At 41.9% G+C, this 20592-nt stretch carries 25 protein-coding genes and 1 pseudogene; 11 read left to right on the forward strand and 15 right to left on the reverse strand.

Annotated features, from left to right (window positions below):
• The first annotated feature begins 280 nt into the window (after positions 1–280).
• Both ACYRY3_RS10180 and rpsU read left to right on the forward strand, forming a co-directional pair.
• Positions 281–574 carry an RNA recognition motif domain-containing protein gene (locus ACYRY3_RS10180; RefSeq protein ID WP_460201557.1) on the forward strand — a complete coding sequence of 98 codons (294 nt, stop codon included), beginning with the start codon at positions 281–283 and terminating at the stop codon, positions 572–574.
• 136 nt (positions 575–710) lie between these two features.
• Entirely contained in the window at positions 711–926 is a 216-nt protein-coding gene (gene rpsU, locus ACYRY3_RS10185; RefSeq protein ID WP_460201558.1) for a 30S ribosomal protein S21, read from the forward strand.
• Positions 927–1170: 244 nt separating this feature from the next.
• On the opposite strand, the gene ACYRY3_RS10190 is transcribed toward rpsU, so the two are convergent.
• The 6 genes from ACYRY3_RS10190 to ACYRY3_RS10215 form a co-directional block, all read right to left on the reverse strand.
• Positions 1171–1848 (reverse strand): class I SAM-dependent methyltransferase, encoded by a 678-nt coding sequence (locus tag ACYRY3_RS10190; RefSeq protein WP_460201559.1) that lies wholly within the window; start codon positions 1846–1848, stop codon positions 1171–1173.
• A gap of 275 nt (positions 1849–2123) precedes the next feature.
• Positions 2124–2321: a hypothetical protein gene (locus tag ACYRY3_RS10195; RefSeq protein WP_460201560.1), complete on the reverse strand. Its 198-nt coding sequence runs from the start codon at positions 2319–2321 to the stop codon at positions 2124–2126.
• Positions 2322–2651: 330 nt separating this feature from the next.
• On the reverse strand, positions 2652–2834 hold the full coding sequence (locus ACYRY3_RS10200; RefSeq protein ID WP_460201587.1) for a hypothetical protein: 183 nt from the start codon (positions 2832–2834) through the stop codon (positions 2652–2654).
• A 12-nt stretch (positions 2835–2846) separates the two neighbouring features.
• Positions 2847–3449, reverse strand: coding sequence for a cytochrome c oxidase subunit 3 (locus ACYRY3_RS10205; protein WP_460201561.1), 603 nt, complete (start codon positions 3447–3449; stop codon positions 2847–2849).
• A 91-nt stretch (positions 3450–3540) separates the two neighbouring features.
• Positions 3541–5211, reverse strand: a complete 1671-nt coding sequence (gene ctaD / locus ACYRY3_RS10210) for a cytochrome c oxidase subunit I (protein ID WP_460201562.1) — start codon at positions 5209–5211, stop codon at positions 3541–3543.
• Between the two features lie 38 nt (positions 5212–5249).
• The gene (locus ACYRY3_RS10215; RefSeq protein ID WP_460201563.1) at positions 5250–6203 is read right to left on the reverse strand and encodes a radical SAM protein; all 954 of its coding nucleotides are present in this window, start codon (positions 6201–6203) and stop codon (positions 5250–5252) included.
• A 226-nt stretch (positions 6204–6429) separates the two neighbouring features.
• Here ACYRY3_RS10215 and ebsA point away from each other — a divergent pair, with 226 nt between their 5' ends.
• The 5 genes from ebsA to ACYRY3_RS10240 all read left to right on the forward strand — a co-directional run bounded on the left by ebsA (position 6430) and on the right by ACYRY3_RS10240 (position 9834).
• Complete coding sequence (ebsA, locus tag ACYRY3_RS10220; protein ID WP_460201564.1) at positions 6430–6807, forward strand: type IV pilus biogenesis protein EbsA; 378 nt, start codon at positions 6430–6432, stop codon at positions 6805–6807.
• A 228-nt stretch (positions 6808–7035) separates the two neighbouring features.
• Positions 7036–8130: a phosphotransacetylase family protein gene (locus ACYRY3_RS10225; RefSeq protein WP_460201565.1), complete on the forward strand. Its 1095-nt coding sequence runs from the start codon at positions 7036–7038 to the stop codon at positions 8128–8130.
• Between the two features lie 116 nt (positions 8131–8246).
• The gene (locus ACYRY3_RS10230; RefSeq protein ID WP_460201566.1) at positions 8247–8750 is read left to right on the forward strand and encodes a DNA recombination-mediator protein A; all 504 of its coding nucleotides are present in this window, start codon (positions 8247–8249) and stop codon (positions 8748–8750) included.
• Between the two features lie 95 nt (positions 8751–8845).
• Complete coding sequence (locus ACYRY3_RS10235) at positions 8846–9244, forward strand: MAPEG family protein (protein WP_460201567.1); 399 nt, start codon at positions 8846–8848, stop codon at positions 9242–9244.
• Between the two features lie 98 nt (positions 9245–9342).
• Positions 9343–9834, forward strand: coding sequence for a YajQ family cyclic di-GMP-binding protein (locus ACYRY3_RS10240; RefSeq protein ID WP_460201569.1), 492 nt, complete (start codon positions 9343–9345; stop codon positions 9832–9834).
• 112 nt (positions 9835–9946) lie between these two features.
• Here the strand turns inward: ACYRY3_RS10240 and ACYRY3_RS10245 are convergent, their stop codons facing one another.
• Both ACYRY3_RS10245 and ACYRY3_RS10250 read right to left on the reverse strand, forming a co-directional pair.
• Positions 9947–10498, reverse strand: coding sequence for a glutathione S-transferase family protein (locus ACYRY3_RS10245; protein ID WP_460201570.1), 552 nt, complete (start codon positions 10496–10498; stop codon positions 9947–9949).
• 66 nt (positions 10499–10564) lie between these two features.
• A complete protein-coding gene (locus tag ACYRY3_RS10250) occupies positions 10565–11029 on the reverse strand; it encodes a hypothetical protein (RefSeq protein ID WP_460201571.1) in 465 nt (154 codons plus the stop codon).
• Between the two features lie 81 nt (positions 11030–11110).
• On the opposite strand from ACYRY3_RS10250, the gene ACYRY3_RS10255 reads away from it, so the two are divergent.
• Together ACYRY3_RS10255 and ACYRY3_RS10260 are read left to right on the forward strand one after the other, a co-directional pair.
• Positions 11111–11281 carry a hypothetical protein gene (locus ACYRY3_RS10255; RefSeq protein ID WP_460201572.1) on the forward strand — a complete coding sequence of 57 codons (171 nt, stop codon included), beginning with the start codon at positions 11111–11113 and terminating at the stop codon, positions 11279–11281.
• Between the two features lie 291 nt (positions 11282–11572).
• Complete coding sequence (locus ACYRY3_RS10260; protein WP_460201573.1) at positions 11573–12295, forward strand: tetratricopeptide repeat protein; 723 nt, start codon at positions 11573–11575, stop codon at positions 12293–12295.
• A gap of 122 nt (positions 12296–12417) precedes the next feature.
• Here ACYRY3_RS10260 and ACYRY3_RS10265 read toward each other — a convergent pair whose 3' ends face one another.
• From ACYRY3_RS10265 to ACYRY3_RS10280, 4 genes and pseudogenes are all read right to left on the reverse strand, one after another.
• Positions 12418–12822 (reverse strand): slr1601 family putative cell division protein, encoded by a 405-nt coding sequence (locus ACYRY3_RS10265; protein ID WP_460201574.1) that lies wholly within the window; start codon positions 12820–12822, stop codon positions 12418–12420.
• A gap of 107 nt (positions 12823–12929) precedes the next feature.
• Positions 12930–13229 (reverse strand): annotated as a pseudogene (locus ACYRY3_RS10270) (phosphate signaling complex PhoU family protein); the annotation flags it as partial.
• A 12-nt stretch (positions 13230–13241) separates the two neighbouring features.
• Positions 13242–14558: an ATP-binding protein gene (locus tag ACYRY3_RS10275; RefSeq protein WP_460201575.1), complete on the reverse strand. Its 1317-nt coding sequence runs from the start codon at positions 14556–14558 to the stop codon at positions 13242–13244.
• 66 nt (positions 14559–14624) lie between these two features.
• A complete protein-coding gene (locus ACYRY3_RS10280) occupies positions 14625–15377 on the reverse strand; it encodes a response regulator transcription factor (protein ID WP_460201576.1) in 753 nt (250 codons plus the stop codon).
• 719 nt (positions 15378–16096) lie between these two features.
• Here ACYRY3_RS10280 and ACYRY3_RS10285 point away from each other — a divergent pair.
• Together ACYRY3_RS10285 and ACYRY3_RS10290 are read left to right on the forward strand one after the other, a co-directional pair.
• Positions 16097–17077 carry a hypothetical protein gene (locus ACYRY3_RS10285; protein WP_460201577.1) on the forward strand — a complete coding sequence of 327 codons (981 nt, stop codon included), beginning with the start codon at positions 16097–16099 and terminating at the stop codon, positions 17075–17077.
• 115 nt (positions 17078–17192) lie between these two features.
• A complete protein-coding gene (locus ACYRY3_RS10290) occupies positions 17193–18275 on the forward strand; it encodes a hypothetical protein (protein ID WP_460201578.1) in 1083 nt (360 codons plus the stop codon).
• A gap of 866 nt (positions 18276–19141) precedes the next feature.
• Here the strand turns inward: ACYRY3_RS10290 and hisA are convergent.
• The 3 genes from hisA to ACYRY3_RS10305 form a co-directional block, all read right to left on the reverse strand.
• Positions 19142–19915, reverse strand: a complete 774-nt coding sequence (gene hisA / locus ACYRY3_RS10295; RefSeq protein ID WP_460201579.1) for a 1-(5-phosphoribosyl)-5-[(5-phosphoribosylamino)methylideneamino]imidazole-4-carboxamide isomerase — start codon at positions 19913–19915, stop codon at positions 19142–19144.
• Positions 19916–19977: 62 nt separating this feature from the next.
• The gene (locus tag ACYRY3_RS10300; RefSeq protein ID WP_460201580.1) at positions 19978–20280 is read right to left on the reverse strand and encodes a DUF3593 domain-containing protein; all 303 of its coding nucleotides are present in this window, start codon (positions 20278–20280) and stop codon (positions 19978–19980) included.
• A gap of 12 nt (positions 20281–20292) precedes the next feature.
• Positions 20293–20592: DUF2499 domain-containing protein (locus ACYRY3_RS10305; RefSeq protein ID WP_460201582.1), on the reverse strand; the 300-nt coding region annotated here is incomplete at its 5' end.

The raw sequence follows: 20592 nt of genomic DNA on the forward strand, positions 1-20592 counted from the left end.
TACAGGTTTATGGAAATGGAATCTCCCAATTTTTCCGAACTTACACAGACAAAAGAGTTTGGGGCTACTCTAAACCCCTTGAGGGTAAAGTAGGCTCAAATTCTTTATCGTTTGCAATCAATTTGACTCTTGTAAGTATTAGTTTGTGTTAAGCTAGTACTTGAGTGTCATTTCGGTTGCAATGTGTGTTATTAGAATTGACAGGCTTTGCCTTTTTGATTTTTACAGCCTTGTCTCCGAAATATTGCTCTCTACAACTCAATGATTTTGGAGACAATCAATGTCAATCTATGTAGGCAACCTTTCCTACGAAGTCACACCAGACGATTTAAAAGAGGTGTTTGCAGAATATGGAACAGTCAAAGATGTGCAGATTCCTACCGATCGTGAGACCGGTCGGCGACGCGGCTTTGGGTTTGTAGAAATGTCATCTGACGCAGAGGAAGCAGCAGCCATCCAGGGTTTAGATGGTGCTGAATGGATGGGTCGAGACCTTAAAGTCAATAAAGCTAGACCCCGTGAAAACAAAGGTTCCTTTGGTGGAAACCGGAATAATTTCCGGAACCGTTATTAAGCAATAACAGATTTGGGTTCGAGATCGGGGCTGATGGGGAAACTCAATGCCAGCCCTGTTCAATGTCCGGCGAACTAAATGAAATGGATCGCCATAGAATAGAGTATGAACACAGAGATATGGTATAGGAGAGCGAATGACTCAAGTCATTTTGGGAGAAGCAGAAGGAATCGATTCCGCCCTACGTCGATTTAAGCGACAAGTTTCCAAAGCAGGTATTTTGCCGGATTTACGGAAAAAGAGACACTTTGAAACACCTATCGAAAAACGGAGACGCAAAGCCGAAGCTTTACGCAATCAACGTCGGCGTCGTCACCGCTACCAGTCCAATAACAAACAAACCGGAGCTTGAATACAGTTTCACTAGTTTGTAGCGTTATGGTTTGTAGTTGCATCGCTACGCAGTTTGGTTATGTGACCTTTGGCTTTGCTTCGCCCAGTTAGCATTTCTTTATTGCTTCGCATCAAACACCCTGACGCAACGGTCAATGTAGAGATAGGTCACTATGTGCCGTTGCTATGTAATGGGTGTACTTGCTCTGGGCGCAGTTTAACATTTGTTGTGTTCCTATACTGACACAGCTCTTACCCAATCGCTACACTTTTTCCCATACTACTGAATATCGCCACAACAAGTGTTTCCTCAATTTTGCACCTGTAAGTAACTCGGTGTAGAGTTTTTTTGCCTGCTGATAAGTCAGATATTTGTCTGTGGAGATATGTTCTCTCCAAGCTTTGACTTGTTCTGGTGTTGGTTTGATGCGTTGATTTTTGAATACTTGAAATATCCAGTTTACAGGTACTGCTATCGCATCGCTCAGGCTATCCTGTAAATTCTCATTTTCTACTAAGTCTAGAACGATGAGTTTACCGCCGGGTCTCAAAGCACTTTTCAATTTAGGTAGTAAGCTTTCAACTGGCACATGGTGAAACGTTGCAATTGATACAATAGCATCCAAGCGATGGATAGGGAACTCCCACTGCAAAACATCAGCCACCTGAAAATCGATATTTTGGTGACCTTCAGATTCTGACTTAGCCACCTCTATCATTTTAGGGGATAGATCAATAGCCAGAACTCTATCAAAACGTTGAGCCAGGAGACGAGAAAATGCACCAGTACCGCACCCAATTTCAAGGACATTTTCACAACGTGATGGCAGTTGCTTCAGTAGGAAAGTATGATAGTGATTGTTATGATCCCAGGTGGGTTGCTCAAGTAACGCAATGCAGTTAAAGTCATTTTGAATCTTTTGAGATAGAGCTTCTCTCATTTTCTTGTTCTTCGCAGATTGTGGAAATTAATACCATTTCTCTAAATTAAGAGATGATTTCTAGAACTCATATCTTGCACCATCACCTTATTGCAAAAATCAAAGCCCAAAAAGCTTATCTCGATCGTAGGGTGGGCACTGCCCACCAATTGAACAATGTCAAGTTTATTTTGATATGAAACCTGAAAAGTTATTTGTTAAATTTTAAAAGTTAATCAGCCTAAAAAAGCGATCGGAAGATGAACTTTGACATTGAGAATGAGAATTAGGCATTACTACCCCTGTAACTCGTATAAGGGAATTTCATCAGGATTGCCAATCAAATGCCAAAAGAGAGCAATGTCACCTGCAGCGCTGGCAATAAACTCCAATTGTTCCAGCTTGGCACCATTTTCCATCTCCACTAGAAAGTTCTTTGCTGCGATGATTGTGTTTTCACGTAACATTGCGTGCCGACTATGCTGTCTAACCATCTTTGTTTCACTCAAAAGCATTTAATTCGATCTTGTTTATAGGATGCTCAAATTTTGTTTTATCATGCATCAACCTTGGGTACAATACCTAGAGGTTTAAGCCATAGAGAATTCACACGAACTTTGTTAGCATACCATTTGGTATAGATTGAGGAGCATTGAAGGAATGAGAATCAGCCATGTTATAGCTGTCACTTCGGGAATTCTTGATATGTGAAAAATTTAGGTGCTGTATATATATTCTAGCAATGAACCTCATCGTAGCAAAAAACTTCGGATAACTGCGGTTCATTCCCAAAAGAGGGCTTTGGGAATGATAACGCCTCACCATTATCCCAATCGTTCAATCAAGCGATCCCCAACTTGCAGGGCATTAGCAATGATTGTCAAGGCAGGACTCACTGCAGAACTATTAGCAAGCCCAGTGGGGTGCAGGCTATTTGCTGAAAGCAACAACAATGCTGCTGAGTTTACAGCACCGCAAGCAAGCACAACAATATCACTGAAAAACAAATGGGGCTTTTTCTACTGCCAGATATAGATAAGAACAAACAAAATAATCCAGATGACATCGACAAAGTGCCAGAACAGTGAGGTTGCATTGACACCAAAGTGACCTGAGTCATAGTTACCTGGAATGAAAGAACGACCAAGGACTATTAACTGCAACAGGACGCCGGTCAAAACGTGCAAACCGTGAAAGCCAGTTAGCAGGTAGAACATTCCACCAAAGACGCCAGAAGTAAAGCCAAAGGAGAGGTTGTGCCATTCGATCGCCTGTCCAACAAGAAAATAAGTTCCCATTGCGATCGTGAGCAAAAGAAACAGGCGAAATTTCTGCAAGTCATGGCGTAAAAGAGCGCGTTCTGCCAAGTAAATCACAAAACTACTGGAAACAAGAACTGCTGTATTAATTGCAGGGTCTTTTATTTCTAGACCTGAAACACCAGCAGGCAACCAGTTAGTAGCAGTTGTTTTATAGATAATATATCCCGCAAAAAAACTGAGAAAAATGAAGGTTTCCGATATTAAAAACACAACAAAACCAAACATTTTGTTGCCTTCTTCGTCGTGAGTATGCTCGTGAGAGGGATGATGTAATTCTTGGGAAATGATAGAGCTGTCCATTATTTGAATACTCCTTCACAGGTTAGCTAGTTCATGAAAAAAACAATCAATGTACAGACGCGCTATTTAAAGCGTCTGTACAACTAACGATCTAGTGGTGACTGTGAGAATCGCTAGCTACCAAAGGTTCAGACTTGCCATAACTGTAGGGTTCACCGATGACAACTGGGATTTCTTCAAAGTTCTCTACAGGAGGTGGCGAAGAAACCAACCACTCCAATCCAATTGCTCGCCAGGGATTATTAGGCGCTTTCTTGCCATGCATCCAAGCAGCCACCATATTGATAATGAAGGGTAAGGTAGACATACCTAAAAGAAACCCTCCGATGCTAGCAATAATGTTCCACAATTCATACTCTGGAGCGTAGGAAGAGACTCGACGCAGCATTCCTTGCAATCCCAGTGGGTGCATGGGGAAGAAGTTGAGGTTGGTACCGATGAAAGCAAGCCAGAAATGCAATTTACCCCAACCCTCGTAGTACATACGTCCGGTCATTTTGGGGAACCAAAAGTAAATAGCTGCAAATAACCCCATTGTGACCGTACCGTACAGCACGTAGTGGAAGTGACCTACCACATAGTAAGTATTGTTGACATGGACATCAATAGGAACAGAGGAAAGGGTAATGCCAGTGATACCAGCAAACACAAATAGTATGAGCGCACCCAACGCAAACAGCATTGGTGTATCGAACCGCAGCTTACCGCCCCAAATTGTCGCAGTCCAAGCAAACACCTTAATACCAGTGGGCACAGAAACGAACATTGTGGTCAGCATGAAAAGCAGCCGCATCCAGGCGGGAGTACCACTGACAAACAAATGGTGTACCCAAACTATACCGCTGACTCCAGCAATCAGGAGTGAGGAAATAGCAACAACGTTATAACCAAATAGGGGTTTGCGAGAAAAAACAGGAAAGATTTCTGAAAAGATACCGAAGACAGGCAGAATGATAACGTAAACGGCAGGGTGGGAGTAGAACCAAAAGAAGTGCTGGAAGAGAACTGGATCGCCACCCTTACTTGCATCAAAGAAGCTGGTTCCAACCGTTAAGTCTAACAGAAGCATTACGGCACCTGCTGTTAAAACAGGTAATCCAAACAGTTGGATAATCTGAGCACTGAACACGTTCCAAACAAAGATGGGCATTCGGAAAAATGTCATGCCTGGTGCCCGCATTTTGACAATTGTAGTGACAAAGTTGACGGCTCCCATAATTGAGGAGACACCCGATATTGCCACAGCTAAAAGCCAAATCACTTCACCATTGATTAAATGACCCGTAGGGTTTTGCAAACTGACAGGAGGATATGACCACCAACCTGCCTGCGCTGGTCCGCCCGGTACGAGAAAGCTGACCATTAGCAGGATAGCGGCAACTGGTATCATCCAGAAGGCAACAGCGTTCAGCCTTGGAAAAGCCATATCTCTTGCCCCAATCATCAGGGGTACAAGATAGTTGGCAAACCCTGACAACACTGGAAATGTCCAACCAAACAGCATCACTGTGCCGTGCATGGTGAACATGGCGTTATAAACAGTACGGTCAACAAGGTCTGATTCTGGGGTAATCAATTCCCCACGAATAACCATTGCAAATATGCCGCCTATCAGGAAGAGAAGGAAAGCGGTAACAATGTACTGAATACCAATAACTTTATGGTCAGTACTAAAGCTAAAATATCGCTTCCAATCTGATGCAGCTTCGGGGTGAGAACTCTCACTAGCGATGCTGATATCGTTTACAGAGATATTTGTCATTTGTCATTTGTCCTTGGTCATTTGTTTTTGGTCATGTGTCATTGGTCATTTGATTCGCTGGCATAGGTAACTTGATTCAACCACCAGTATTTATCTACACCCATAAAGAAGCTGGGTATTAAGTAACACCAAACCGTGCAACCTTCACACACTTTGAGCTTACCTTGAGAGCGGCGGTAGTTTTCAACCTCCTCAGACTCACGATACATCTCGTACAATCGCCCATTAATGGGAACTCCAGTTTGGGCAAAGTGATAACAAGGTAGCAGCAGTTCGTCGTTGGGAGAAATAGCAATGACGGCATCCACCGCCTTACAGCGGGGATTTTTGATGTCATTGCCTCCAGCTTCAATAAAAGCCAGTGCTGCCTTATTGTACCCGACATTTTTATATTTCTTAGCAGTTGCTTCTATTGCTGCTACCATTTCGGGTGTAGGATTCTTGCCAGAGTTATAGTGCTCGTGTGCGGTAAAAGCGGGATTCAGCCAAACCCGAACACCCAGTTTTCTGCCCAATTCTCCCACTTCTTCAATACGATGGTAATTTTGAGCGGTAACTGTGTGATTGAGTACTGGGAACTCTCCTAAGAACTTAGCGATTTCTACTGATTCCACCAACGTGTCAAAAATTTTGACTCCTCGCGAGTGATCGTGAGTGCTCGCATCCGGACCATCTAGTGAAAAATTTAAGAAATCGACTAATCCTTGAATTTCTTTTGCTTTCTTCGGATACAAGATTGTATTCGTTGTCATGCTAGTGACAAAACCCTGATGTTTGGCTTCTGTATAAATCTGCCCGACATCATGACGCAAAAGCGGTTCACCACCTGTAAAGTCTACATACTTAACTCCCAAGCGGCGTAAATCCTTTAAATTGTGCTTAATTGTCTCAAAATCAGCTTCTTTTCCGGGTTCTAATGACCAGATGTTACAGAAGTGACACCGCGCATTACAGCGATAGGTCAAATAGTAGTTTGCAACCAGTGGAGCCATAGGGTAAAACCACTTAAGTGTTCCTTAAGACATCTTTAAACAAAAAGTCAAAAGTTAAAAGTCAAAAGTCAAAAATTATTTCCCCTATTTTCAATTTCCCCACTCCTTGCTCACCAGTTTCCCTCCTCCCCACCCCCAGTGTTTGTCAAAAGATATTTTTTGGGAATACTATTGACAGCCGTAAATGTGTCTGGTTGTCAACTTAACATTAGGAATATTTCAGAGTATGTCTATCGAGCAACTCCAGCCCGCCACCCAGCAACAAGCTAGCGTCTACTTGCCTTACATTCAAGGTAATAACAAACGCAACTTCCTGCCTTTCGCGATCGGTCTCTATCAAAAGGGGGTTTTAGAAGGACACCGCAAGATAGAAGGTAGCGACCATATACCCTTTGTAGCAACTTGGAATGTCGCTACCTTGCCTTCAGATTTGACTCGCTGTCGGGTGCAATTTGACGGCAATGCCGAACTCAGCTATGAGGTGATGATGGCAAGCTTCGAGTTTATCGGTTTTTTAATTGAGCTTTTAGAAAACTACAAGCGCTACCGTATGACAGATTTTTCCCAGCCCTTCTACCGAAAGTTGCTGCGTGTAGAGGATTGAATTGTACAATTTTCTTAATCTCACAGATAGGGCTACACTTCTTTTTTCTGAAGTTTAAAGCAACGTGTTACCAAGCAAAGATTGCAAAGTTCGACCTAAAATTAGGAAGACCTAGCTAAGTTGTAAATAGCCATCAGCAATTAGCTATCTGCTTTTAGCATCAATCAAGCTGACTGCTGTTTGCTGAACGCTGAAAGCTAATTAACGTTTGAAACTAGGAGTGCATGAGTGCCAAAATCTGCCAAGTATTTGTTGATTGGATCTACAGAGGCTTACTGTGGTAAATCTGCAACAATTCTGGGTTTGTCTTATCAACTCCAGCAAAAAGGACTGGATATTGCATACGGCAAACCCTTGGGTACGTCTTTGAATAAATCCGCAGAAATTGTGGTTGAAGAAGATGTTCAGTTTATTACTGCTAGCCTTAATTTGCCGGAAAACCGTATTGCACCAACCATGCTGGTTTTAGATGAGCACTCCGTGCAAAATCGCTTGCAAGGGCTAGACAAAACTGATTATCAAAAGTCTCTATCCCATAAATATTCGCAAATGCAAGTCGGGGATTTAGTCGTACTTGAGGGACCTGGGAATTTATTAGAAGGGACTTTGTTTGATTTGTCTTTGCTAGAGGTGGCAGAAGTCGTAGATGCTTCTGTCGTTTTAGTAGCCCGTTATCAGTCGCTGCTTTCAGTTGAATCGTTACTGTCTGCCAAGCAGCTTTTAGGCGATCGCTTGATTGGTGTTGTCATTAACGATATTCCTGCCGAACAACTGCAAGCCGTAAATCAGAGTATCCGGTCTTTTTTGGAGCAGCAAGGTATTCCGGTGCTGGGAATGTTACCAAAAAGCGATTTGCTTCGCAGTGTCAGTGTTGGCGAACTGGCAAAGCAGTTAAAAGCAGAAGTTCTCTGCCGCAGCGCTCGCCTGGATTTAATGGTGGAAAGCCTTGCAATTGGCGCGATGAATGTCAACGCCGCAGTCAAGTATTTTCGTATGCGCCGTAATATGGCGGTGGTGACAGGGGGCGATCGCGTAGAAATTCAACAGGCTGCCTTGGAAACTTCCACCCATTGCCTAATCCTGACAGGACAACTCCCACCCCCCTCCTTCATTCTCAATCGCGCTGAAGAATTAGAAATCCCAATTTTATCGGTTGATTTGGATACCCTGACAACTGTGGAAATTATTAACCGCGCTTTTGGTAGCGTCCGCCTTCACGAAGCGATTAAAGTCCAGTGTATTCGCCACTTGATGGCCGAACATTTTGATGTCGAGCGCTTGCTCTCTCTACTGGGATTGAGTCCGGCTGCCGCACTTCAGTGATATCTTTGCCGTGAAGAAGGGCTGAGAGACATTTGAATTTTGAATGACTGGGCATGGGGGAACTGCCCCTTGTCTGTTAAAATATCTTGGTCGTTTAATCTACAATTTGTCCGTCTTTGAGCCAGTCAATAGACCTTATTAACGTCGATACATTAGCGCTAGAACTGGCGACAATCCAGCAAACAGGTTCCAAGCGAATCGCTTTGCTGGGTTCACGTCATGTTCCTATCACTCATCAGAATCTTATTGAGATGATGACCTATGCTTTGGTTTTAGCAGGCAATCGGATCATAACCTCTGGCGCTACTGGTACCAATTCCGCTGCCATTAAGGGAGCAATGCGGGCCGACCCCAATTTGTTAACGGTGATTCTACCTCAAAGCCTAGAACGCCAACCCTTAGAATCGCGTCAGCAATTAGAACAGGTGATGCATCTAGTTGAGAACCCCACTAACAATCATTTGTCTCTTGCAGAAGCAAGTTACCTGTGCAACAAGGAGATTGTCTCCCGTTGTCAGCAACTTATCTGCTTTGCGTTTCACGACAGTCAAACGCTGCTGCAAACTTGTCGGGATGCAGAAGAGCAAAGAAAACTGGTGACGCTATTCTATTTTGATTAGTCAGTAGTCCTTTGTCCTTTGTCCAATGTATTAGATTCCTGACAAATGACAGATGACTAATGACTAATGACCTCTTGACCAACGACCAATAACTGATGATTATTTTTTTGTACTCCATTGCCGCTGCTGCAGTGCTGATTTACTTGCCGTTTTTAGTGGTAGGTTATGCCCGTGCGCGAGTTGGGTACGATATCTCCGCTCCCCGAGCCATGTTTGATAAACTACCACCATATGCCCAGCGAGCAACTTGGGCACACCAAAACTCGTTTGAAGCGTTTATGATTTTTGCGGCGGCAGCATTCATGGCATATGTAACAGGTTTAAATTCTCCTGTGGCAGCAGCAGCCTCTGTCGCCTTTGTTGTTGCTAGATTGCTATACTCAGCTTTTTATATTCTTAATATTCCCATTTTGCGATCGCTCATGTTTGGTATTGGCTCTCTTGGGTCTGCCACTCTCATCGCCCTCAGCATAATTCAAGCAACGCATCAATAAAAGATAGTCGATAGTGGTTAGTAGTGAACGTTTTCAAATCCACCGCCTACTAACCACTAACTGCTAACCACTAACTACTAGCTACATAACAATTTCCTATGGCTTCTACCTTTTCCTTTGATATTGTCAGCGACTTTGACAGGCAAGAATTGGTCAACACAGTCGATCAAACCGTGCGAGAGATAAAAGGTCGTTACGACCTCAAAGATACTCAAACAACTGTTGAATTAGGAGAAGACAAGATTACCATTAATACTGATAGCGAGTTTACATTGGACTCGGTACACAACATACTGCGAGAGAAAGCTGCTAAACGCAATCTCTCACAAAAAATATTTGATTTTGGGAAAGTTGAATCAGCCAGTGGCAATCGGGTTCGTCAAGAAATTACCCTTAAAAAAGGTATAAGTCAGGAAATCGGCAAGCAAATTTCCAAGCTCATTCGTGACGAATTTAAAAAGATACAAGCTTCAATTCAAGGTGATGCAGTGCGTGTTAGCGCTAAAAGTAAAGATGAATTGCAAGCTGTCATACAAAGATTAAAACAAGAAGATTTCCCTGTTGCTTTGCAATTTACAAATTATAGATAGGGTTATATTTTGTCCGATTGATTACTTACTATACTCGGATTTTACCCCTCCCTAGCCCTCCCCTTATAAAGGGGAGGGAATCGAATGTGCGAGCTATTAACCACTAACCCAATTAACGACCACCAATGCTCTTTTGAAAAGCGGGTCGTTCAGACATTTTCTTGATATAGTTCAACACATCAGGATATGCACTTAAATCCATCTTGAGCATGATAGGAATGTAAGCGAGAAGAGAGCCCACAGCTACATCAGCAACCGTGAATTCATCACCAAGCAAGAAGGGTTGTCGTTCAAAAATCTCATTCAGAGGAGTCATTAAGCGGGGCATTTCTCGTTCTCTACTCGACTCTGTAAAAATGCCCGGTCCTAAGGAGGCGTTTGCAAATAATACCCATTGGGCAAGTGTAGCTTGTTCCTCTGGCGCGGTGACGTTGCAGTACTTTTGAGCCAGATAAAGCAAAATCGCCCCTGATTCCCATAGTTGGAAGCCACCATCTACAATTGCTGGTACTTTTCCCATTGGGTTAATTGCCAAGAATTCTGGTTGGCGGTGTTCCCCTGCTTGCATATCCAGCTTGATAAACTCGTAGGGAACTCCCAACTCCTCTAGATACCACTGAACAATGGATGCGCGGCTGCGTGCGCTACCGTAGAGTTTTAACATAATCGCTAAATTGGTAAACAGTTATCAGTTACAAGCCAACTATGATAACTGATAACTGTTGGTTGGTTAAAGAACTTTATGTGTGTGGGAGTGCTGTTTAACGTTGTCTTCTTTAGTGACAACCCTTGCAGCATTTAGCACTCGCTTGCGTTCTGTAGAATACTGGAATCCGGTATAGGTGGTACCCAAAGGAATCAGAGATTTTGCTGTTTCACTGCGCTTGTAGGTACGAGCCGCAGCCATCGCCCTTGCCACAAAATCATCACCTAATTGGGCAGATGCTGGGAATTCAGAAGGAATTTTGACTTTATCTCCTTCCAACAGGGCTCCTAAAGTGGTACTATAAGCAAGCTTATAGGAGGTATTAATACCTTTAAAGAGGGTTTCCAAGGAAGCAGAGGGAATAGGTTCTATAATATCAACTTGATGAACTTCTCCATCTTCTTTTACAAAACAGGTTGCTAAACCGATGACTATGTAATCATCTGCCATTAGGTCAGGAGCATTGGGATAGGAAATTACTGTTGTCATAATGAATTTTGTCAAAACTTTACAATCTCTACAAAGCAGTCTTTATTCAAGCTTTTCGAGTGCCAGAGCGCCCAAAGTTCTGTGAAAGTCCTGAGTTCTGAGCAAACAGTCTTCATAAATTCCGCAATTTTACTCATTCTTTATCAGTCAGACCTCTGTACTATCAAAGCACTTGGAAAGTCAAAGCATCGCGATCGCACGATGAAAGACTTTTGGCATTTTATCAAGTTGAAGCTACCTCTACTTGAATAATCTACTGGATTGATAAATGCTGTATCTGGAATTGACCTTCGGGGTGAAGTATCCATTATTAGATTGAAGCATCAATTAAGTGTAAGATGCCTCGATCTGGTGGACAAACCTTAGGAACTCTATGGCTCCTCTAGGCACAAATTCTCATTTGTTAAGGCAACTCACGCTTAGCGTAGATGTTTGCGCCCAAGTACTCATAGACACCTTAACAAGTGACACAGGGGCAAAACCACAACCACGGCGAAAACTATAAGTTGATCTCACAAGAGCAAGCAGCTCGGGCAGGAAACTATGAACAGTCACTCATTTTTAGCATCTGGTGACCAGCAAAATCACCGCAACCCATTTGCACTGAATATCGATGCACTACGACAGCAAGGGGCTAACGGTAGCGACAAATCTGCTGTAGGAGACAGTTACTTGCGTTCTAGTGCTCTCACAAAAGCTCAACAAGGACAATTTACAGAAGCAATTGAGTTGTTAAATCAATTAATTGACCGCCATCCCCTCAATGCGGTGGATTATAACAACCGAGGATTGGTTTATTTTCAAAGCGGTGAAACGCAAAAAGCGTTTTGTGACTACAACACCGCGTTACAACTGAATCCTAGATTATCGAGTGCCTACAATAACCGAGCAAATTACTATGCGGCGTGTGGAGAATTAGAAGCAGCACTGGAAGACTATGACCGGGCGTTAGATTTGAATCCTGGTTATGTTAGGGCGTGGATTAACCGAGGCATTACCTTACGGGACTTGGGTCAATATGAGGAGGCAATAGAAGATTTTGAGGCGGCTCTACTCTTTGGTGAATTAGAAGGGCATATTATAGCAGAAAGAGGCAGAACTTACCATCTGTGGGGTGATTGGAATTGTGCGATCGCCGATTATCGTAGAGCCCTGGTTTATTTGCCTTCCTGTGGTTCCAAAAAGGGAGAGCCTAGCTTCCGCCTGCGTTTACAAGTTGAAAATTGGTTAGATGAGTTGTTACGTCCGCAGTACTTAAAATGGTAGATTCCCGCTTGCTATCACTCCTCTTAATAGATATTTTTCAAAGGGGAGTGTGTAAGCTATTTAAAATTCAAAATTCAAGTACTTTTGATTAGAACTGCGAATTAAGAATTACAAATTAAGAATTAATCTGATTCTGGGTGTTGCACTTCCGTTGTATTTTTAGGGAAGACAACCCGACGCTGAGAGGGGTCAAATCGGTAGCCCTCTTCTTGCATGATACTTCTAGCTTGGCGTGGGTCAAAGTTCTGGCTAAATTCCGCCTGCAGATCGTGTACTCGTTCTTCCATCTGCTTCACATCAACGCGGATGGCTCTGAGCTTCTCTTGCTGCGACCAATGATAGGGCAAAAGCTGTACTAGGGCGGAAATGGCTGCGGCTGAGATGACAATATTCACCCCTATCTTTGCGGTAGTTTCCACTGCCATCACTTGATAAGAACGCTGACGAAGACGCCGCTTGGGTCTTGGAGTGACCCGACGTTGTTCTATTGGCTGCAGTGGTGGTCTAGACGGTTGAAAAGCATTCATGGTAGTAAAAATAACATCTTGAATTGTACGGGTGCATCACAAGAAGCGCATTTGCACTCATTGCGGTTTGATTTGCTGTCATATTACTTCATTTTTTCGGACTTGTGCATAAAGGCACTTAAACAGCGCAAATCTTGAGCTGTTGGTGAGAGCTGCGTCATGATTGCGGCACAATCCGATTCGATTTGTCTGTAAAAACAATCGATCTGTTTGTCTAATATGGGAAGTTCCTCAGCTACTGTTAGGTTACGAGTAAATAACGCTTGGTGACTTAAGCGAAATGATTGTTCCACCAAAGCCCCCATACGCAATACATCTCGCTCTAAGCGCCTAATTTCGCGGCTCAGCTGGGGTTTTTCAGGATTGGGACTATAAAGGGGGACTTTCACACTTGTAGTCTCAAACATGAAGATATGTTTTTAAATATAGTCTTGACTTTGGGAATTCGCCATGATTTCGGTAAATTTAATCTGTAGCCAAGCACCTCCTGTTTTAGGATGATTCATGGCTTTGATAGACCCACCGTGAGCAAGAACTATTTGACGAACAATCGCTAAACCCAAACCACTACCATCGATCACCGTTGTTGAGGCGTCATCTGTCATTACGACACGGGAACGGGAACGATCGCCTCTATAGAATCTTTCAAAAACGTGGGGTAAATCCGCTTCGGAAAAACCCATTCCCGAGTCTATGATATTAATTTCTAATCCTGGCTCATCATGATTTTCATCCCCAGAAACAATTTTAACTTCAACATGAATAGTTGTGCTAGGGGAAGTGTATTTGATACTGTTATGTAACAAATTCAGAAAAACTTGATAGATTCGGGAGCGATCGGCGTTAATCCAAATATTTTCCAGACCGGAGTAAGCTAATTGAACCTGATGGCGCTGTGCCAAAGGCTCTAGAGTTTCCCATACAGAGGCAATTAGGGATCGCACTTCTAGAGGTTGGCGGTGGAGTTGCAACGTTGGGTTGGTTTCCAATTGAGTGAGTTCCAGCCAACTTTGAACCAAGTAAATTAACCTGTCCACCTCTTGCAAAAGCCGATTTACCCAACGGTCTAGAGGTGGCTGTATGCGTTCTTGTAAAGTTTCCACAACCAAACGAATTGAGGTCAAAGGCGTCCTGAGTTCGTGAGCTAGATCGGAAAAAGCACGCTCTCGTGCTAGGTTGAGATCCAGCAAAGGTTGGTAGTTTTCTATAAATACTCCCACGTGTCCTTGGGGTAAAGGCAAGCTTGTGGCACGCAACTTCAAAGATTTTACCTCCGGTATTGCTGCAGCATCCTCGCAAGAAGGGTGAAACACCCATTCTTTCGCTTGTGGTTGTTGGCGATCCCGAGTTTGCTCAATTAACTGGTCAAGTTCGTAAGACCTTACTAACTCTAACAACAAGCGCACCTGCCCTGGTTGCCATCTTTGCAGGTACAGCATCTGTTGCGCCTGCTGGTTACACCAGAGAAGTTGATTTTCTTCATCTACCTGCAAATACCCTACTGGAGCGAACTCTAGTAAGTCCTTGTGAGTTTGCAGTACCTGCTGTAATTGTTGCCTCTGTTGCTTGACCTGTTTAACTGTGTGCCGCAAACCAGGAATCAGCAGCGTCACCTTAGATGAGTGGAAGGATAGCACCGGAGATCGCTGTTCGAGGTAATGGTTCAGTTGAAACTGTTGCCACACCGAAAACCCGATACCTACTGCTAAACCTAGTAAAAATCCCAATATAAGCATTGCCAGCCATTAGTTGTCCGATCACAACTAACAAACTAACTCTTATATCAGCGAACAAACTAACTATTAACCAAATCTATATCCAAAACCTCTGACTGTCACAATATATTCAGGACGGCTGGGGTCCATTTCTAACTTTTCGCGTAACCAACGAATATGAACGTCTACAGTTTTACTATCTCCAACAAAATCCGGTCCCCAAACCTGATCCAGTAATTGCTCCCGCGACCATACTCGTCGAGCATAGCTCATAAACAGTTCTAACAAACGGAACTCCTTGGGGGATAAATTCACCTCTTGACCCCGCACAAGAACACGGCATTCTTGGGGATACAAGGTGACATCCTTGTACTGTAGGACTGGTAATTGAGGTAAACTACTTAAGCGCTGACGACGTAGCAAAGCGCGACAGCGAGCGACTAATTCCCGCATACTAAAAGGCTTGGTGAGGTAGTCATCTGCCCCCACTTCCAATCCGAGAACACGGTCTGTTTCGCTACCCTTTGCGCTAAGCATCAAGATCGGTACTGGGTTGCCCTGATAACGGAGTAAGCGACAAATGTCTAATCCGTTAATTTGGGGTAACATCAAATCTAAAATAACAAGGTCGAAACAGGGCTCACCTGAATTTGGTTCGCAATTTTTTAAGTATTCTACAGCCGACCGCCCGTCAGCAGCAGTTACCACCCCATAACCTTCTTCTTCCAACGCTAGAACAAGCATTTCCCGGATGAGTTCCTCATCTTCTACTACTAAAATTCGGCTTCTTTGCCCAATTTCGGCTGTATGAGGATACTTTGTAGATTCGCTGGTAAACATTGATCTCACAAAATTGTGTGCTTGCGCTTGTATCAATCCAAATTATGCAATTTTATGCAATTTCAGTGGAATTACGCTTTTTCGGCAGGGTTGAAGTTAACAATTTGTAACATATGCAACATTGCTGTCTCCATTATAAGCCAATCTAGCACCAAGCTAACAATAGCTTGTTGAAAATTTGCCTTTATTTTCAACGCAAAATCGCAACAACTGACCTTATCGAGTGGAATTCCAATTAATTTTTTGACTCACTTCAAAATGGATGAATCCAGTTAATAGATTGATAGGTTGTGATAACTCTCCATCCAATATTATCTTACAGATAGAGTATCAATAGTATTGATGCCAAGCATCTTTCACTAGTGGGTTAGCTTGAAAAGCTTGCACGAACTGACAGACAGGCGAAAAAGGCATTCCATAGAATGGTATGGGCAGGGTGGTAACCTAAGGCATAAACTCCTTTCTCTACAGAAACGGGTTGTCTGGCAAACACAGCACTGGCTTGACAGTAGTAAATCAAATTGAGTATATTTATTTAGTACACAAGTACTAAATAAATAACCCATCTGCAGAAACTTATCTCAGATAGGTGTTTGTCGTTTCAGTATTTTCACTGCACTTACAAAGCCGATCGCAAAGCTACCCTAAATTCAAGTTGGGGTAGATTTCGATATGGGTTGCTACTCAGCAAACAAATATATCTTCATTGGAGTTCGTGTATGACAACAGCTACATCAAAAGATAGCAAACAACAACTTATGCAGGCATTTCAGCAGATTCTTATAGAGAGAAAAAAATTAGAATCAAAGATAGCGACCAAGCAAGAGGCAGCAGAAAAAGTAAAAAATGCACAAATTCTGGAAGTTGCTTCTGCATATACTGTAGACAGTATTGTTAAAGGCTTAGCAGATTTACAATTAGAGTTTGGTACCATTATTACCGGACTGTCTGAGAAGTTAGCAAAGGAAACTTCTAAATTAGATGAATTAAATCAAGCTATAGATATTGAAACAAAGGGTCTGCAAGAAATGCAAAAAATTAGGATTGTAGCAGATGCTTTAGATATTCTAACTCAGGAACATCAAGAAAAACTAAAAGTTATAGAACAAGATACTACTAATAAGCGAGAAGCAATAGAAAAAGAAATCAACCTTGTACGAAAAGATTGGCAAAAAGAAGAATCCGAGTACGAAGAAGCCTTAAATACATATAATGCATTGCTAGCAAAAGAAAGGCAGCAGGAAGAAGAAGAGTACCAGTATAAATTAGAAAATACACGTAAAATCAGTACAAATTCTTACGATGCACAAAAACGCAAATTAGAAAGAGAAATCCAAGAATCCAGTCAAGAAAAAAATAAAAACTGGGCAGAAAGAGAGAAAACTCTTACTAAGAACAAGCCTTTATTTGACGAATATCAAAAGAAAATTGCAACTTTTCCTAATGAATTAGAAGAAGCAGTTAAAAAAGCTAGAGAAGAAGCCATTAAAGAAACCAGCCAAAAAGCCAAAATCGAAGCCGATCTATTTGAAAAAGAATGGGAAGCTACAAAACAGAGTTATGAATTAAAAATTCAAGCTTTGGAAGAAACTATTAAGAAACAAATGGAACAGATAGAAACTATTTCTACTCAGCTACAAGCTGCATTAAAACAAGCTCAAGATTTAGCAATGAGAGCTTTTGGTAGTTCGGCTAAATAAATATTTGTTAGTGGTTATTGGTTAGTAGATTATTTGAGTAACTCCTAACAACTAACTACTAACAACTAACCCCTAATGACTAACTATAACAACTAACAAATACTGGAGGTTTATTGTGCCAACTAAAAAACCAAATGAGAAAAATACAAAAGCAGAGATTCTTGAAGCATATGAAGAATTAGCTAAAGAAAAATCAGTTCTCAAATCTCAAATAGATCAACTATTGAAAGAAAGCAACTCTATCAATAAAGATAAGCCAAAAACTGAGACAAAAACTATAACTATGAATCAATCTTCAAACGTTCAGCAAAAAATGAATTCTACAATTGAAAGCTTAGCTAAAATTCAGTTAGGTTTTGGTAGTGCTGCCAGTGAGTTATCAGAACAACTAACAGCACGAGCATCTAGACTAGAAGAAATCAATCAATCATTAGAGACTGAAAGTCAACAATTAAAACAATTACATAATTTAGAAGCCTCAGAAGACACTTTAGATAACCTCATTGCAGCCTATGAAGAGAATTATAAGGCTTATGAAGAGGAGTACAATCAGCGTTCTGAAACATTACTGCAAGAAATACAACAGCAAAGAAAAACTTGGGAAAAAGAGCAGGAAGAACACAAACGAGTCATAAAAGAACGAAATGAAAATCTTAGTAAAGCTCGTCAAAGAGATACATCAGAGTACAAGTACGATTTAGAACTACGGCGCAAATTGGAAACAGAAGAATACGAACAGCAACAAAAAGCGTTGTACAAAGAATTGGAAGAATACCGACAAGAAACAGAAAGACAGTGGTTTGAGCGGGAAAAGGTAATTTCCGAGCAAGAAAAACAGTTTGAAGAATCTAAAGCTAAGGTAGAAGCATTCCCTAAGGAAAAAGAAGCAGCGATTAAAAAAGCTACAGAAGAAGGTAGAGGTATTGCTCATTACCAAGCAAAAATAAAAGCAGACTTGTTTGGCAAAGAGGTGGAAGGACAAAAGCGTTTTTACGAACAGAGATTGCAATCCTTAGAACAAACAATTAGCAATCAGGAGTCTCGAATTCAAAATCTCTCTAAGCAACTTGAATCTGCTCTCAAACAAGTTCAAGATCTGGCTGTTAAAGCTATTGAAGGGACTGCAAATGTAAATTCATACCAGGCTATCAAAGAAATAGCCTTGGAACAAGCAAAAAGCCAGGTGAAAAATAAATAAGCTTTAGGATTGCTAACAGGTGCGGGTTTAAGCAAAATTCCCCTCTTATCTTTTTAGCAGGCAAGTTGCCGGATATACAAGAGATAAGAGAGGTTTTTTGCTCAAATGTATTATATTTTACAAAATTTTAGCTTGATATTTCTTTACTTACTGCCACCGGACTCAGTTTTCCTTGGTTTTTGAGGTTTTGGAGCTTGCTTTACCTGCTTAGTTTGTGAACCCTGTTTTGGAGTAGTCATATCTTTCACTGTTAATCTTAGAACAATTTTATCTACACTTTGTTTTCTACTCATTCCGGAATTGGTTAAAAATTACTCCTTTTCCCTACTAAAACTACTGATTTTTGTAGGTAGGGCTATATCGCACAGAAGTTGACAAGTTAATGGTGGGCAGTGCCCACCCTAAGTCTACGTCTACTCATTCCAAATTGGGTTAAAAATTAAACCGCGTATATCAGCCAGTAATTCTCCTAAAAAAGAAAATAGAGACGCTTTCTTTATGCGTCTCTATAGGAGAGGAAACCCAATAAATGAGAAATCTAAATTTTAAAATTTAAACAAAAATAGAAAATTAAGGATTAGATTTTTTAAAACTAAATTTAGTTAATACTTTTTTGATGCTATTTAGCAATGGTTCTACTTTGAAGCTTGTCAAACTTAAAACGCTAGACTCTGTTCTGCGTGGTTTACCGTTATTAGGGATTTTTTGACGATTCATACATTGTGGTTGAGTTACTGTTCTCTACAATTTGAGATACATAACTGGAAATTCCCATTCCGGAAAATAAAAAAATAACCGGCTGAAAGCCGGTAGAAAAATCTGGAAGCGCCTTAATATCTCCTTAGCAGTATAAAAAGTCACACATATTATGCAAAGGTAGAAAAATCTATATTGGGTGGAATATCTTGAATACGTCCCTGCCCAACTGCACGCAGTGCTTCTCTAAGAGAAATATTACCAGTATACAAAGCACGACCAACAATGACACCAGTTACACCTTGTGGTTCTAACGCCAGCAAACTTAACAAGTCGGTGACAGAACTTACACCACCAGAGGCAATGACGGGTATGGAAATTGTAGATGCGATCGCACGCAGTGCCTCTATATTGGGTCCTCTAAGAGTTCCATCCCGATGGATATCGGTGTAAATAATGGCTGCTGCTCCCAATTCTTGCATCTGTACAGCCAATTGGGAAGCAGAAACTTCCGAAGTTTCCAGCCAGCCACGAGTTGCAACTAGCCCGTTACGAGCATCTATCCCAATCACAATCTGTTCTGGAAATTCTTCACAGAGTTGCTGCACCAACTGGGGTTGTTCTACAGCTATAGTTCCTAAGATGACTCGCTGTACACCTAAATTTAGTAATTCTTGTGCAGTAGAGTATTCCCGTACCCCTCCACCAACTTGAATGGGTACTGACACCTCACCTGCTATTGCTGCAATCGCCGCTAAGTTGATCGGCTGACCTGTTTTTGCGCCATCCAAATCAACAATGTGTAGTCTAGTGGCTCCTTGATCTACCCACTGTTTGGCAACTTCAACAGGGTTTTCGTTGAAAACTTGCGATTGCCCGTAGTCGCCTTGATAAAGTCGTACACAGCGACCTTCTAGTAAATCTATTGCCGGAATAACTTCCATATTATGGTTAGTAGTTAGTGGTTATTGGTTAGTAGAGGAAAATTTCAAGAAGGTGATTTGTTCTATGATTCTCCTTCTCTCCCCGATTCCTTAATCAAAGCCTGCCGAAAACCCAGTACGATTAAGATATTAGCAAGGGTCAGAAACAATTCTGCACTTCCATGCAACCAGTCAACGTTTGCCAGAGAGTCACCATAATGTACTTGGGCATAAATTCCCGCAGGAATGGTAACGGCAACAAAGACTAACGTGCCGTAAAAGCCGTACAATGCCAGACGAGGCATTTGCCAAGTGCGACTTATAAACCATAAGAAACCCAAGTAAGGAAATAGGGAAAGGGCAAATAGGGTTTCTTTTGAAATCATTGCTCTGAAAGTTTAGTTAGATTTTGTGGACACAGGATGAGTAGCTGTTTTGGTAGACTGAGTGGAGCGCCAAATCCATACTGCAGCTGCCCAAAGTGTAATATTACCTACTAAGGTCATGGTAGCTTGCAGAGTCACCAACCATTCTAGAGATTTTGCGTTGTCAAAATAATGCCAAGTGCAGGCACACATCGCGCTAATTAATGCGGGTAACATGGCAAATGACAATGCCCCCCAAGCACGGTTGCCTGTCATTTCCCCGTACCTCCAGATTAACCAAATCGCGGCAATCCACTCAATAACGCTAGATAT

Source organism: Scytonema sp. NUACC21 (genome assembly GCF_054684315.1).

What these genes read in the sequence shown, in the direction of transcription:
- ctaD (WP_460201562.1), bottom strand. Translation starts at nt 5,211, where the DNA reads ATGACAAATATCTCTGTAAACGATATCAGCATCGCTAGTGAGAGTTCT.
- ACYRY3_RS10205 (WP_460201561.1), bottom strand. Translation starts at nt 3,449, where the DNA reads ATGGACAGCTCTATCATTTCCCAAGAATTACATCATCCCTCTCACGAG.
- ACYRY3_RS10275 (WP_460201575.1), bottom strand. Translation starts at nt 14,558, where the DNA reads ATGCTTATATTGGGATTTTTACTAGGTTTAGCAGTAGGTATCGGGTTT.
- hisA (WP_460201579.1), bottom strand. Translation starts at nt 19,915, where the DNA reads ATGGAAGTTATTCCGGCAATAGATTTACTAGAAGGTCGCTGTGTACGA.
- ACYRY3_RS10215 (WP_460201563.1), bottom strand. Translation starts at nt 6,203, where the DNA reads ATGGCTCCACTGGTTGCAAACTACTATTTGACCTATCGCTGTAATGCG.
- ACYRY3_RS10240 (WP_460201569.1), top strand. Translation starts at nt 9,343, where the DNA reads ATGGCTTCTACCTTTTCCTTTGATATTGTCAGCGACTTTGACAGGCAA.
- ACYRY3_RS10195 (WP_460201560.1), bottom strand. Translation starts at nt 2,321, where the DNA reads ATGGTTAGACAGCATAGTCGGCACGCAATGTTACGTGAAAACACAATC.
- ACYRY3_RS10285 (WP_460201577.1), top strand. Translation starts at nt 16,097, where the DNA reads ATGACAACAGCTACATCAAAAGATAGCAAACAACAACTTATGCAGGCA.
- ACYRY3_RS10300 (WP_460201580.1), bottom strand. Translation starts at nt 20,280, where the DNA reads ATGATTTCAAAAGAAACCCTATTTGCCCTTTCCCTATTTCCTTACTTG.
- rpsU (WP_460201558.1), top strand. Translation starts at nt 711, where the DNA reads ATGACTCAAGTCATTTTGGGAGAAGCAGAAGGAATCGATTCCGCCCTA.
- ACYRY3_RS10265 (WP_460201574.1), bottom strand. Translation starts at nt 12,822, where the DNA reads ATGAATGCTTTTCAACCGTCTAGACCACCACTGCAGCCAATAGAACAA.
- ACYRY3_RS10180 (WP_460201557.1), top strand. Translation starts at nt 281, where the DNA reads ATGTCAATCTATGTAGGCAACCTTTCCTACGAAGTCACACCAGACGAT.
- ebsA (WP_460201564.1), top strand. Translation starts at nt 6,430, where the DNA reads ATGTCTATCGAGCAACTCCAGCCCGCCACCCAGCAACAAGCTAGCGTC.
- ACYRY3_RS10260 (WP_460201573.1), top strand. Translation starts at nt 11,573, where the DNA reads ATGAACAGTCACTCATTTTTAGCATCTGGTGACCAGCAAAATCACCGC.
- ACYRY3_RS10250 (WP_460201571.1), bottom strand. Translation starts at nt 11,029, where the DNA reads ATGACAACAGTAATTTCCTATCCCAATGCTCCTGACCTAATGGCAGAT.
- ACYRY3_RS10235 (WP_460201567.1), top strand. Translation starts at nt 8,846, where the DNA reads ATGATTATTTTTTTGTACTCCATTGCCGCTGCTGCAGTGCTGATTTAC.
- ACYRY3_RS10245 (WP_460201570.1), bottom strand. Translation starts at nt 10,498, where the DNA reads ATGTTAAAACTCTACGGTAGCGCACGCAGCCGCGCATCCATTGTTCAG.
- ACYRY3_RS10190 (WP_460201559.1), bottom strand. Translation starts at nt 1,848, where the DNA reads ATGAGAGAAGCTCTATCTCAAAAGATTCAAAATGACTTTAACTGCATT.
- ACYRY3_RS10280 (WP_460201576.1), bottom strand. Translation starts at nt 15,377, where the DNA reads ATGTTTACCAGCGAATCTACAAAGTATCCTCATACAGCCGAAATTGGG.